This is a genomic window from Aurantimonas aggregata, from assembly GCF_010500835.1.
Classification (GTDB): domain Bacteria; phylum Pseudomonadota; class Alphaproteobacteria; order Rhizobiales; family Rhizobiaceae; genus Aurantimonas; species Aurantimonas aggregata.
The window spans coordinates 40,630-52,870 of record NZ_JAAAMJ010000021.1 but is presented as its reverse complement, the minus strand read 5'-3'; the positions used below and the strand labels follow the sequence as shown (position 1 = coordinate 52,870).

General features: G+C 67.7%; 16 protein-coding genes. 7 read left to right on the top strand and 9 right to left on the bottom strand.

Annotation, left to right across the window (positions count from 1 at the left end):
* Positions 1–295 precede the first annotated feature (295 nt).
* Entirely contained in the window at positions 296–505 is a 210-nt protein-coding gene (locus GTW51_RS19545; protein WP_163045730.1) for a hypothetical protein, read from the top strand.
* A 98-nt stretch (positions 506–603) separates the two neighbouring features.
* On the opposite strand, the gene GTW51_RS19540 is transcribed toward GTW51_RS19545, so the two are convergent.
* Positions 604–1,266: a YiaD family glycine zipper/OmpA-like lipoprotein gene (locus GTW51_RS19540; protein ID WP_163045729.1), complete on the bottom strand. Its 663-nt coding sequence runs from the start codon at positions 1,264–1,266 to the stop codon at positions 604–606.
* A 234-nt stretch (positions 1,267–1,500) separates the two neighbouring features.
* Here GTW51_RS19540 and GTW51_RS19535 point away from each other — a divergent pair, with 234 nt between their 5' ends.
* On the top strand, positions 1,501–1,953 hold the full coding sequence (locus GTW51_RS19535) for a pyridoxamine 5'-phosphate oxidase family protein (RefSeq protein ID WP_163045728.1): 453 nt from the start codon (positions 1,501–1,503) through the stop codon (positions 1,951–1,953).
* A 104-nt stretch (positions 1,954–2,057) separates the two neighbouring features.
* Here GTW51_RS19535 and GTW51_RS19530 read toward each other — a convergent pair whose 3' ends face one another.
* Positions 2,058–3,089, bottom strand: a complete 1,032-nt coding sequence (locus GTW51_RS19530; RefSeq protein ID WP_163045727.1) for an aspartate-semialdehyde dehydrogenase — start codon at positions 3,087–3,089, stop codon at positions 2,058–2,060.
* A 251-nt stretch (positions 3,090–3,340) separates the two neighbouring features.
* Between GTW51_RS19530 and GTW51_RS19525 the strand changes: the two genes are divergently transcribed.
* Together GTW51_RS19525 and GTW51_RS19520 are read left to right on the top strand one after the other, a co-directional pair.
* Positions 3,341–3,733, top strand: coding sequence for a DUF6152 family protein (locus GTW51_RS19525; protein ID WP_163045726.1), 393 nt, complete (start codon positions 3,341–3,343; stop codon positions 3,731–3,733).
* A gap of 13 nt (positions 3,734–3,746) precedes the next feature.
* Positions 3,747–4,226, top strand: a complete 480-nt coding sequence (locus GTW51_RS19520) for a DUF6644 family protein (RefSeq protein WP_163045725.1) — start codon at positions 3,747–3,749, stop codon at positions 4,224–4,226.
* A gap of 287 nt (positions 4,227–4,513) precedes the next feature.
* On the opposite strand, the gene leuB is transcribed toward GTW51_RS19520, so the two are convergent.
* A complete protein-coding gene (gene leuB, locus GTW51_RS19515; RefSeq protein ID WP_163045724.1) occupies positions 4,514–5,626 on the bottom strand; it encodes a 3-isopropylmalate dehydrogenase in 1,113 nt (370 codons plus the stop codon).
* Positions 5,627–5,895: 269 nt separating this feature from the next.
* On the opposite strand from leuB, the gene GTW51_RS19510 reads away from it, so the two are divergent.
* Positions 5,896–6,801 (top strand): mechanosensitive ion channel family protein, encoded by a 906-nt coding sequence (locus GTW51_RS19510; RefSeq protein ID WP_246233284.1) that lies wholly within the window; start codon positions 5,896–5,898, stop codon positions 6,799–6,801.
* A gap of 24 nt (positions 6,802–6,825) precedes the next feature.
* Here the strand turns inward: GTW51_RS19510 and GTW51_RS19505 are convergent, their stop codons facing one another.
* Together GTW51_RS19505 and leuD are read right to left on the bottom strand one after the other, a co-directional pair.
* Positions 6,826–7,437 (bottom strand): hypothetical protein, encoded by a 612-nt coding sequence (locus GTW51_RS19505; RefSeq protein WP_246233283.1) that lies wholly within the window; start codon positions 7,435–7,437, stop codon positions 6,826–6,828.
* Positions 7,438–7,500: 63 nt separating this feature from the next.
* Complete coding sequence (leuD, locus tag GTW51_RS19500) at positions 7,501–8,106, bottom strand: 3-isopropylmalate dehydratase small subunit (RefSeq protein ID WP_163045723.1); 606 nt, start codon at positions 8,104–8,106, stop codon at positions 7,501–7,503.
* A gap of 125 nt (positions 8,107–8,231) precedes the next feature.
* Here leuD and GTW51_RS19495 point away from each other — a divergent pair, with 125 nt between their 5' ends.
* Both GTW51_RS19495 and GTW51_RS19490 read left to right on the top strand, forming a co-directional pair.
* Positions 8,232–9,137 carry an HpcH/HpaI aldolase/citrate lyase family protein gene (locus GTW51_RS19495; RefSeq protein ID WP_163045722.1) on the top strand — a complete coding sequence of 302 codons (906 nt, stop codon included), beginning with the start codon at positions 8,232–8,234 and terminating at the stop codon, positions 9,135–9,137.
* The gene (locus GTW51_RS19490) at positions 9,134–9,340 is read left to right on the top strand and encodes a DUF1737 domain-containing protein (protein WP_163045721.1); all 207 of its coding nucleotides are present in this window, start codon (positions 9,134–9,136) and stop codon (positions 9,338–9,340) included. Before GTW51_RS19495 ends, GTW51_RS19490 begins: the two co-directional genes overlap by 4 nt.
* A gap of 7 nt (positions 9,341–9,347) precedes the next feature.
* Here the strand turns inward: GTW51_RS19490 and GTW51_RS19485 are convergent, their stop codons facing one another.
* The 4 genes from GTW51_RS19485 to GTW51_RS19470 form a co-directional block, all read right to left on the bottom strand.
* Positions 9,348–9,770: a metallopeptidase family protein gene (locus GTW51_RS19485; RefSeq protein WP_163045720.1), complete on the bottom strand. Its 423-nt coding sequence runs from the start codon at positions 9,768–9,770 to the stop codon at positions 9,348–9,350.
* 70 nt (positions 9,771–9,840) lie between these two features.
* Entirely contained in the window at positions 9,841–11,154 is a 1,314-nt protein-coding gene (locus tag GTW51_RS19480; RefSeq protein WP_163045719.1) for a c-type cytochrome, read from the bottom strand.
* Positions 11,154–11,867 carry a cytochrome c oxidase assembly protein gene (locus tag GTW51_RS19475; RefSeq protein ID WP_246233282.1) on the bottom strand — a complete coding sequence of 238 codons (714 nt, stop codon included), beginning with the start codon at positions 11,865–11,867 and terminating at the stop codon, positions 11,154–11,156. The genes GTW51_RS19480 and GTW51_RS19475 overlap by 1 nt, the downstream gene beginning before the upstream one ends.
* Positions 11,864–12,241: a hypothetical protein gene (locus tag GTW51_RS19470; RefSeq protein ID WP_163045718.1), complete on the bottom strand. Its 378-nt coding sequence runs from the start codon at positions 12,239–12,241 to the stop codon at positions 11,864–11,866. The genes GTW51_RS19475 and GTW51_RS19470 overlap by 4 nt, the downstream gene beginning before the upstream one ends.

The following is a 12,241-nucleotide window of genomic DNA, read 5'->3' as shown; positions in this document are numbered from 1 at the left end:
AGTCGGTCGCCGCCAGGTCTGCAAATCGCAAGCGTGATAACTTCACAACAAACAATCAGCACACATCGCCATATCAACGAACGCCCCCGTCCTAAAAACGGGGGCGTTCGTGCGTCCGGATTCTGGATGAGGCGAAGCCACGCGGGGTTGTCGGCGCGCGTTTACTGAGCCCGCTTGATACCCGTTGTGGCCGCGATCGGTGGACGATCGCTGGTCAGGCGTGGCATCGCCGCTATTTCGCCTTGTGGGACAGACACATGAGGCGCTCGAAGGGCGTTACCACGGAGTATCCAATATGGTCATCAGATCCGCAGTCATCACGCTTGTCGCAGCGACGCTGGTCGTGTCGGCCGGTTGCAGCCGCACCCAGCGCACGGTTGCCGGCGCCGGCATCGGCGGCGTCTCGGGCGCGCTCATCGGCGATGCGGTGGCGGGTACCGGCGGCGCGGTCGTGGGCGGCGTCGGCGGTGCCGTCGCGGGCGGCGCCATCGGCCGCAACTACTGAGTTTCAAAGGGCTGCTATCGGCCTTTTCGCCAGCGAACAAAAAAGGGGCGGCGTCGCAAGACGCCGCCCCTTTCTCGTTCAGGCCAGGCGCGGTGCGGTCAGCCGGCGGTGAGCGGCGAGATGGCGATCTCGACGCGCCGGTTCTGGGCCCGCCCGGACTCGGTGGCGTTGGAGGCTACCGGCTGCGTCTCGCCGAAGCCCTGCGTGTTCAGGCGTCGGGAATCGACCCCCTGGGTGGCCAGATACTGGCTGACCGAGGTGGCACGCTGCTGGGAGAGCTGGAAATTGTAGGCGTCGGACCCCTGGCTGTCGGTGTGGCCGTAGACGTCGACGATCGAGCGGTCGTATTCCTTCAGCACCAGCGCGACCGAGGTCAGCGTCGAGTAGAAGCCCGGCAGGATCGACGACTGGTCGGTCGGGAAGGTGATGTTCGACGGCATGTTGAGGATGATCCGGTCGCCGACGCGGGTCACCGAGACGCCGGTGCCCTGCAGCTGCGCCCGCAGCTTGGCTTCCTGGTTGTCCATGTAGGCACCGACGCCGGCGCCGCCGATCGTGCCGATGCCGGCGCCGATCAGCGCCGCGCGCCCGGCATCGACGCCGGTGGCGCGGCCGACGAGATAGCCGCCCAGCGCGCCGACGCCGGCGCCGATACCGGCACCGCCCACGGTATTCGAGAGCTGCGATTCACCCGTGTAGGGATTGGTGGTGCAGCCGGCGAGGGCCGTGCTGAGGGCAAGTACGAGAGCGATCTTCTTCATGCGCGTTCCATCCAGCCTGTAGTGGGCGGCGCTCGTCGGCGCGGCCTCGTGGTGCGATCCTGAGGGCGTTAGACAGCACAGATGACTGGAATGGGGCTGGCGCAAGGCGAAAAGCAATATCTGCGGCTTGTTGCCGGGCTGTCACGCCGCGCCTCGTCGCTTGACGCGGATCAAGGCCCGGCGGAACCGACCGCTCGATGATGGGGACATGTCGTCCTTTCGGAGCGCGTCACGATGGACAGCGAACTCGAAGCCAAGATTCTCGACATTCTGGACCGGCATCGCATCATGACGATCGCCACGCTGCGGCCCGACGGGTGGCCGCAGGCGACGACAGTCGGCTATGCGAGCGTCGGGCTGACGCTGTATTTCCTGTGCGCCCTGGACAGCCAGAAAGCCGCCAATCTGGCGCATGACGACCGCGTCTCGCTGACCATCGACCACGATACGCCGGATCTGATGGCGATCACCGGTCTCTCGATGGCCGCGCTGGCCGAAGCCGTGACGGATCGCGCCGAAGCGGAAACGGCGCTGCGGTTGATGCCGGCGAAATATCCCGCCTCCACGACCCTGCCGATGCCGATGCCGGGACCCGATGAGGTGCGGATCTTCCGGCTGACGCCGGTGGTGATTTCGGTACTCGACTATGCCAAGGGATTCGGCCACAGCGACCTCGTCACCGTCTGAGGCGGTAGCCTCCCAACGCGCGGCGCCGCATTGCGGGGCGCCGCGCGGCGCCTCGGAGCCGGCTGGACCGTTCCCCGAGGCCGCTGCATCGCGAGGTAAGAGCCTCAGGCGGCCTTGGCGGACTTCAGCAGGCCGCGATTGACCAGCAGCTCGGCGATCTGGACGGTGTTCAGCGCCGCGCCCTTGCGCAGGTTGTCGGCGACGATCCAAATGTTGAGGCCGTTCTCGAGCGTCTGGTCCTCGCGGATGCGCGAGATGTAGGTCGCGTCCTCGCCGGCGCACTCGTAGGGGGTGATGTAGCCACCGTTCTCGTGCTTGTCGACGACCAGGCAGCCCGGCGCCTCGCGCAGGATGTCGCGGGCCTCGTCGGCGGTGATCGGCTTCTCGAACTCGATGTTGACCGCCTCGGCATGGCCGATGAACACCGGCACGCGCACCGCGGTGCAGGTCACCTTGATCTTCGGGTCGAGCATCTTCTTGGTCTCGACCATCACCTTCCATTCCTCCTTGGTGGAGCCGTCATCCATGAAGACGTCGATGTGGGGAATTACGTTGAAGGCGATGCGCTTGGTGAACTTCCTGGTCTCGATCTCGTCGGCGACGAACACCGCGCGCGACTGCGTGAACAGCTCGTCCATGCCTTCCTTGCCGGCGCCGGAGACCGACTGGTAGGTCGACACGACGATGCGCTTGATCGTCGCGAAGTCGTGCAGCGGCTTCAACGCGACGACGAGCTGGGCGGTCGAGCAGTTGGGATTGGCGATGATGTTCTTGCGCGAGAAGCCGACGATCGCGTCGGCGTTCACTTCCGGCACGATCAGCGGCACGTCCTGGTCGTAGCGGAAGGCGGAGGAATTATCGATGACGACGCAGCCCTTGGCGGCGATGCGCGGCGACCATTCCTTCGAGACGTCGCCCCCGGCGGACATCAGGCAGATGTCGGTGCCGGTGAAGTCATACTGGTCGAGGGGCTTGGTCTTCAGCGTCTTGTCGCCGTAGGAGACCTCGGTGTTGAGGCTGCGGCGTGAGGCCAGCGCCACGACCTCGTCGGCCGGAAAACCGCGCTCGGCGAGGATGTTGAGCATCTCGCGACCGACATTGCCGGTAGCGCCGACGACAGCGACCTTGTAACCCATGAAAGCACCCTTCGCTCTCCCCACCGATCGTCGCACGCTTGTGTACCGCCCCGGGGGAGACCAGCGGGGCAGGCGGCGTCAGATCAACGGCGTTTTGGTGGAGCGCGCGGACATCGTGGCGATATGCGCGGGATCGGCCGGATTGTCAATCACGCGAGCTTTATGCGACGTCGGCGCGCAGCGCGATAGTTGCTGGTGCCAGGCGGCCATGCGGGCAGCATGGCCGGGTTCATCAGCACGGGAGTTTCCGCATGATCCGCAGCAGACTGATACTGCCGGTGGCGCTTGCCGCCACCGCGCTCGCCGCCTTGCCGGCGCTTGCCCATCATGGCTGGGCCTGGACCGAGGACCAGGAGAGCCGGCTGGCTGGCACAATAGAGGCGATGTCTCTCGGCAATCCGCATGCGTATTTCGATATCGCCGCAGAGGACGGCGTCTGGCGGGTCGACCTGGCGCCGCCCTCGGCGACGGCGCGCTCAGGCCTCGTCGAAGGGGTTGCCGCGGTCGGCGACACGGCATCGTTCACCGGGCACCGCTCGCGCGACCCGCAGGAGCGCGTGTTCAAGGCGGAGACGGTCACGGTGAACGGCGAGACCTACGACGTCTATCCGCGCCGCGAGAAGACGCTGACGCCGCAGACGTGAGCGAGGCCCCGCGATGATCGGCGACCTCCTCGCCGGTCTTGGCGCGACGCCGCTGGCAGCGGCCCTGCGGGCCTCGCTCTACGCCTATCCGCTCGTCAACGCGGCGCATATCCTGTCACTGGCGGCGCTGTTCGGCTCGATCCTGGCGCTGGATCTACGGCTGCTCGGCGTGGCGAAGGCCTTGCCGGTCCAGCCGCTGGCCGTGCTCCTGCCGCGCGTCGCCGCGGGCGGACTGGCGATGGCGGTGCTGACGGGAGCGCTGCTGTTCCTGGTGCAACCGGTGGATTATGCCGCTAACCGGTTCTTCCTGGCGAAGATCGGCCTCGTCGCCATCGGTACGGCGCATGCCGTCCTCGTCAGGCGCAGCCGCGGCTGGCAGGTCGTGCGCAGCCCGCTCGGCATCGTCACGCGTGGGCTGCGCCTATCGGCTCTGGCATCGCTGCTGATCTGGACCGCGGCGATCGTTTGCGGACGCTTCATCGGCTTCGAATAGCGGCCAGGCAACGAAAAACGGCGCCCGTGGGCGCCGTTTGGACTATCGGTCACGCAACGGTGACCTCTCGGTGAGCCGCCGGATCAATCCGGGCGGCGCTGCGGAGCGCGATTGCCGCCGAATCCACGGCTGGCCTTCTTCGCGATCCAGCCGAGGAACAGTGCCTTGAGGATGCCTCTGATCATGATCTTATCTCCGGTTTCATGTACCGAAAATGCACGAAACCGCGAAGGGTTGCGCCGCCGGCGCAGCGGATCGGCGCCGATTCCTGGCCCCGCCTCGGTGTTTCAGCGGGAGACTCGCTCGCGGAACCGGGTGACGACCGCGTCGCCCATCTCGCTCGTTCCGACACGCCGGCAGCCGTCCGCCATGATGTCGCCCGTGCGCACGCTCTCCAGAACGTCCGCGATCGAGGCCTCGAGCGCGTCGGCCTCGGCGATCATCGCGAAGGAATAGCGCAGCGCCATGGCGAAGGAGGCGATCATCGCGAGCGGGTTGGCGATGCCCTGGCCGGCGATGTCAGGCGCCGAGCCATGGACGGGTTCGTAGAGCGCCTTGCGCCTTCCGGTGGCCGCGTCCGCCGCGCCGAGCGATGCGGAGGGCAGCATGCCGAGCGAGCCGGTCAACATGGCGGCGATATCGGACAGCATGTCGCCGAAGAGATTGTCGGTGACGATGACGTCGAACTGCCGGGGCGCGCGCACCAGCTGCATGCCGCCGGAATCGGCCAGCATGTGCTCGAGCGTCAGGTCGGCATATTCGTCGCGGTGGATGCGCGTGACGACCTCGTTCCAGTAGAGGCCGGACTTCATGACGTTGCGTTTTTCCATCGACGTCACCTTGCCGCGGCGGGTGCGCGCCAGTTCGAAGGCGGCGCGTGCGATGCGCTCGATCTCGTAGGTGTCGTAGACCTGCGTGTCGATCGCGCGCTTCTGGCCGTTGCCGAGATCGATGATTTCCTTGGGCTCGCCGAAATAGACCCCGCCGGTGAGCTCGCGGACGATCAGGAGGTCCAGCCCCTCGATGATCTCGCGCTTGAGGCTCGAGGCATCGGCAAGCGCCGGATAGCAGATCGCCGGCCGCAGATTGGCGAAGAGCTGCATGTCCTTGCGCAGGCGCAGCAGGCCGGCCTCGGGCCGCATCTCGTAGGCGACGCCATCCCATTTCGGACCGCCGACGGCGCCAAACAGCACCGCATCGGCGGCGAGCGCCAGTGCCATGGTGGCATCGGACACTGGCGCGCCCTCGGCGTCGTAGGCCGCGCCGCCGACGAGGGCCGTCTCGGTGACAAAGCTCGATCCCGTGGCCTCGTTCATCACCGCGACCAGCTTCTCGACCTCCGCCATGGCCTCCGGGCCGATGCCGTCGCCGGGAAGGAGCAGGAGCTTACGGGTGGTCATGGGGCGGGTCCTCTGTGCTGCCGTCAGGTCGCGTCGGCTTTACACCAAAGATCTGCGGCGGACACCCTGCGGGCCGGAAAACCGCTGGAACCCGGACAGGTGAGGTTGCAGCCCGCGATCTGAATAAAGTCTTGCAATGGTCACAATCCGGCAAGTTCCCGTTAACCGCGCCGGGCGGATAAGCGGCAATCAACCCATGACACAACGCCTCGCCGGCCACTGCTCTCCCGGAGAGTTGCCAGCCGGTGCCGGCGTTCGGGAGACGGTTCTTGCCCTTCTTCATTCCTTCCCATGTCGCCGACAACATCACGCTCAGCCTGATGATCCTCGCCGGCGTGACGGTCTCGCGCTGGACGGTCGAATGGGCGGTGACGCGGCGCTGCGACGCGCTGGCCGCGCGGCGGCGCCGCTTCACCATCCGCGCCGTCTGCAACGCCGCCGTTGCCATTGCGCTGCTGGGCATCTGGCTGAGCGAAATCCAGAACATCATGTTCTCGCTCGCCGCCGTCATGGTGGCGCTGGTGGTGGCGACGAAGGAGCTGCTGATGTGCGTTGCCGGCTCGGTGCTGCGTTTCGGCGGACATCTGTTCAAGGTCGGCGACCGGATCGAGCTGACCGGCATCCACGGCGAGGTCATCGACCACGGGCTGTTCTCGACCACCATCATGGAGCTGCCGCCGCATCATCTCGGCCATGCCGGTACGGGGCGGATGGTGATGCTGCCGAACTCGATCCTGCTCACCGGCCCGGTGCGGGTCGAGCCGCAGCCGCGCCAATATGCGCCGCATCGCTTCACCCTGACGCTGGAGGGACAGGCTGCGCCGCGCGAGGTGGTGAACCATATCCGCGCCGCGGCGCTGGCGGCGCTGGCCGGCGATCTCGACCGGGCGACGCGCTTTCACCGGCTGACCGCCGGCAAGGCGGGGGCCGACATCGCCGGTCCCGGCCACGAGGTCGCCGTCGCCACCACCGATCTCGGCAAGCTGCAGTTCCACATCATGATCTATTGCCTGGTGAAGGACGCGCGGGCGCTGGAGCAGACCATCCTGCTGGACGTACTGGAAAAGCTGCCGCTCGGCGAGCGGACGCCGCGGCCGGCGGAGGCGAAGGCCTGGGCGGAGATCGCGCAGCAGCTGCGCGAGGGGGCCGGCCAGCGCCGCGGCGCCGCAGCCTGACGCGGCTGCAGGAGGCCTCGCCGCCTACATGTGGCGCGCCATCTGGCGCCGCAGCTTGAGGCGGGCCCGGCGCGAGCGCAGCTGAAGCGTCTCCACGCTCTGCGGCACAATTCGCACCACGCCATCCCGCGTTTCCAGCGCGAAGTGACGCTCGGCGCCGACCGGGCGATGGCTTGAGCCGTAGAGTGCGACGACGACCAGTTCCAGCTTGGTCACCTCGTTCGGCGTTGGTGCGCCGGGCCGGTCCTGCCCCAGGAGCGTGATCAGATCGTCGAAATGGCCGAGGTCGATATACTGGCCGGTGACGAGGCTGCCCTGCGCCATCGTCGAGCGCGGATCGGCGCCCAGATCCTCCGGCAGGTCGCGCAGGTCGGTGAGCGCCACCTCGTAGTGGCCCTCGGGCGAGAGCATCGTGGCGATCAGGCTGGTCACGTAGATCGGCTCGACGCTCATGTTGGTGACGAGGCAACGCGAGCGAAGCCCGGAGCCGGCGCCGCGGGTGATCAGGATGGAGGAGCGCCGCTGGCGCCGGTAGCCGTTGAGCAGCAGCTGCAGATAGACGATCCAGACGCCGAGCATGGCAACGTTCACCGCCAGACCGAGCAGGTCGACATTGGCCGATAGCCAGGCAGTCATCGAGCGACGCCGGAAAGGCGCAAGGGCACGTAACGTCCGGTCATGCGGATGACGGGCGTGCGCTCATGCCCAGGGCCGGCGTTCGGCAAGGGCGTCCTCGTAACTGCCGATCGCATCGGCCTTCTCCATCGTCAGGCCGATATCGTCGAGCCCGTTGAGCAGGCAGTGCTTGCGGAACGGATCGATTTCGAAGCCGATCGTACCGCCGTCCGGGCCGCTGATGGTCTGCGAGACGAGGTCGATGGTGAGCCGGGCATTGGCGCCGCGTTCGGCGTCGTCCATCAGCAGCGCCAGCTGCTCGGGCGTGACGCGGATCGGCAGGATGCCGTTCTTGAAGCAGTTGTTGTAGAAGATGTCGGCGAAGGACGTCGAGATCACGCAGCGAATGCCGAAATCGAGAAGCGCCCAGGGCGCATGCTCGCGCGACGAGCCGCAGCCGAAATTGTCGCCGGCGACGAGGACGCTGGCCTGGCGATAGGCCGGCTTGTTCAGGACGAAATCGGGATTCTCCGAGCCATCGTCGCGATAGCGCATCTCGGCGAAGAGGCCGCTGCCGAGGCCGGTGCGCTTGATCGTCTTCAGATAGTCCTTCGGGATGATCATGTCGGTGTCGACATTGACCATCGGCAGCGGCGCGGCGATCCCCGTCAGCGTGTCGAACTTCTGCATCCCCGGCATCCTTCCCTGGCGTGGCGTTGCTTGTGGCAAGGGCAATAGCACCTCGCGCGGACGGGGCAAACTCCGCTAGCCGCCACCGCGATTGCCTGTTTCACGTGAATCGGCGAAGAGGGCGCATGACCCTTGCCATCCGTCCTCGCCGGTCGCTGCTGTTCGTGCCCGCCGCCAATTCCCGCGCGCTGGAGAAGTCGGCGTCGCTCGCCGCCGACGGGCTGATCTACGACCTCGAGGACTCTGCTGCGCCGGAAGAGAAGGAAGCCGCGCGCGAGCGGCTGCGCGAGCATCTGGCGGGCAGCCATTTTGGCGGCGCGCGCATCGTGCGCATCAATCCGCTGGACAGCCGCAACGGGACCGAGGATTTCCTGATGGCGCGCGGTGCCGGCGTCGACGCGATTCTCGTGCCGAAGGTGGAAAGCGTCGCCGGGCTCAAGCAGGTGGCCGACGCGCTGGCCGAGACCGACGCGCCGGGGTCGATGCGGCTCTGGGCGATGATCGAGACACCGCGCGGCATTCTCGACGTCGGCGAGATCGCCGCCGCTTCCTCCTTGTGCCGTCTCGATGCGCTGGTGGTCGGGCCGAACGATATCGCCCTGTCGACTGGAATCGAGCCCGGGCCGGACCGGGCCGAGCTGCTGCCCTGGCTGATGCGGATCGTGCTGGCGGCCAAGGCCCATGGCTTGGTCACGCTCGACGGCGTTTATGCAGATTTTCGCGACGCGGCCGGATTCGCCGCTGAATGCGCGGCCGGGCGGCGCATGGGGTTCGACGGCAAGACGCTCATCCATCCGGCGCAGGTCGACGCCGCCAACGCGGCCTTCGGTCCGTCGCCCGAGGCGGTCGCCGGGGCGGAGCGCGTGGTGGCGGCCTTTGCCGATCCGAAAAATGCCGGCAAGGGCGTGATCCAGATCGACGGCCGCATGGTGGAACGCCTGCACCTTGAACAGGCGCGGCGACTGCTGGATCTCCAGGCCGCGATCACGGCGGCTGGGCATCGACGCAACGAAGGGACCGACTTGCGATGAAACTCTATCGACTGCTTACCGGCGAAGACGATGCCGCCTTCTGCCACAAGGTCTCGCTGGCGCTGTCCAGAGGCTGGGAACTGCATGGCTCGCCGACCTACGCCTTCGATGCGGCGAGCGACAAAATGCGCTGTGGCCAGGCGGTCATCAAGACCGTCGAGGGCAAGGACTACGACCCGGCGATGAAGCTCGGCGAGCAATAGAACGCCCTCAGTCGGCGTTCTCCTCCAGCGTTTCCATGTCGTCGTCCGACAGGCCGAAATGATGGCCGATCTCGTGGATCAGCACGTGCCGGACGAGATAGTCGAGCGTCTCCTCGTGCTCGGCCCAGTAGTCGAGCATCGGCCGGCGGTAGAGCAGGATGCGGTTCGGCATCTCGCCGGTCACCGGCGTTCCCAGCTCGCCGACGCCGCGGCCCTCGAACAGGCCGAGAATGTCGAACGGGCTCTCGAGCGCCATCTCCTTGACGACGTCGTCATCGGGAAAGTCGGCCACCAGAAAGCGGATGTCGCCGCAGAGCGCGCGGAACGCCTCGGGCAACTCCGCATAGGCCTCGATCGCCAGCGCCTCGATGTCGTCGAGGCCGGGGGCCATCCGCCCGCGCCAACCGGTGGCGTCGTTCTCTGCCGTCATGCGTCTTGTCCTCCGAGGCTGGTCACGCCGCCCATCTAGGCGCGCGGTGTCGCCGTTGGAAGACGGGGCCTCATCGGCCGGCCGGCAGGGAAGCGTACCAGGCGGCGACGGCGTCGATCTGCTCGTCGGTCAGGTTGATGGCGATCGGCCGCATGAGATGCGAGAATCGGGTGCCGCCGCGATCGTCCTCCTTCCAGAGATGGAGGTGGGTGCGCGCGTACCATTCCGGTTGGCCGGCGAGATACGGATAGAGCGGATTCTGATCCCGTTCCGCCGCCCCGTGACAGCTCTCGCAGGCCGGGATCTTGCGCGAGGGAATGCCGCGCTCGGCGATCAGGCGGCCGAGAGCAAGAAGTTCCTGCCCCTCTTCGGGCAGGCCGCCGGCGGCCGCGGCTGGGACCAGCTGGTTGTCGGTACGCGCCTCGGCCGGCAGGATCTGCGGCGGGATGCCGTCTTCGCGCGCCGCCTGTGGTGCGTCCGTGGCGGCGGTTCCGGGTTCTTCGGGGGATGATGGGGGAAGCCCGGCCTGCGGCGGCGCGACCGGATTGGCCGCTTGACCGCCCGGCGTCGGCCGGCCGGCATACCAGGCGGCAAGACGGCGCAGCACGTCTTCAGGATAGCGCCTGGCTGGCGGCTGCATGAAGCCGGAATGGCGATCGCCTTCCGCAAATGCCTGCAGTGTCGCGAACAGATAGGGTTCCGGCTGGCCGGCGATCACTGGAAAGGCATCCGAGTCCGGGCCCGCGCCCAGTCCGTCGCGACCGTGACAGCGGGCGCAATCGGCCAGCGCTTCCTCGACGATGCCGTCGAGCGCGGCGAGGGTCTCGCCGCCGGCTTCGAGCTCAAGGGTCGGTCGCGCGCCGCCCAGCGCCAGATCGGCATAAATCTGCGGCGTCATCTCCGGCAGGGCGCGCAGGAAGGCAACCTGCGCCCACACCTCGTCGTCGCGATCGAGGGTCGGCCAGGCCGGCATGCCGGAATACTTGATCCCGTGCTTGACGATCCAGAAGAGCTCGCGGTCTTCCCATTCAGGCACCTGCGCTTCCAGCCGGGGCGGTGGCGGCGTCATCGACAAGACCACCGGCGATTGCGGCACGCCGGGCGCGCCATGGCAGGCCGCGCAGCCGGTGGCGAAATGGCCGACGGACCGGCGCACCAGTGCCGGATCGTCGAGGTCGATGTCCTCCGGCACCTCGATCAGCATCGACTGTCGGTCGACGACGTTCTGCATGGTGAAATGCAGGAACCAGCCGACCGGTCCGAAATGTCCGGACGAGGCGGCGATGGGCACGAGGCCCGAAAGGCTGACGGCGAAGGCGAGGACGACCGCGCCGGCGATCGCGGCGAAGAGGGTCTTCCAGGTGGCGACGAAGGCGATCCGCATCACTCGCTCCCGCCGGCTGCGGACGCCGGATCGCGCAGGATCGAGGCGAGCAGCACGAGGCCGCCGGCCAGATAGGCGCTGCCGCCGACCGCCAGCATGATGGCGCCGCCCAGTTGCTGGTCGCCGAGCGGCGTCAGGGTCGCGGCCGGCGAACAGAGCGCGGCGCAGGCATAGAGCGGGCGCGGCGCGAAGAGGAGGAGCCCGCCCAGCAGCGTCATATGCATCGAGGTGACGAGCAGGGCGCCGATGCCGGCTGCCCGCGCCGCCGGCCGCCGGCTGTCCGCCGCACCGATGGCGCTGGTCCAGACCAGCAGGCCGACGGTCAGAAAGGACGCCTGCTCAAGCACGAAGATCGCGGGCTCGACGCGCGCCGCGTCGTGCAGCGCCGGCGCATGCCAGGCCCAGACGGCGGCGAACTCGGCGAAGGAGGCGACGATGGCGACGGAAGGCGTCAGCCTTGCGACGCTGGCGGGAAGCAGGCGGGCGAGACCCACCGCCAGGAGCGGCGCGGCCAGCGCGACGACGCCCATATGCATGACCATGTGGGCAGCGAAGGACCCTTCGGCGCGAATCGGCAGGGGTCCGAGCCAGAGCAGCGCGAGCAGCAGCGCGCCGGCGGCGAGCGGCCAGGCCTTCGCCACCGAATGGCCCGACGAGCCGGGCATGGCCGCCGGTCCAGCGTCGGCGTGGGGCAGGAGCCGGGCGCGGGTCATCGGCAGTCCACGTTGAAGAAGGCCGGCAGGGCGACGAAGATCACCGAGACGAAGGACAAAGCGGCGAGGAGCAGCGTCGAGAATTCCAGGAAGCGCTCCCGGTCGAGGTCGGTGTCGGCGTCGTGCGTGAAGCCGCGATCATGGCCGCGCCATTCGCGCAGGGCCCGCCGGAAGACCACCGCGATGATTGCCAGCGCCAGCACCGTCAGCCCGGCGACGACCAGCCGCGTGACGACGATCGGCTCGAAGATCGCGACATTCGGGGCGCATTCGAAGGCGGCGACGATGTAGCAGAGCAGGAAATGCAGCGCCCAGACGGTGGGCGCGACGATGAGGGTCCAGAGCGTGTCCTGGGTCTGCTTCGGCGTGTCCAT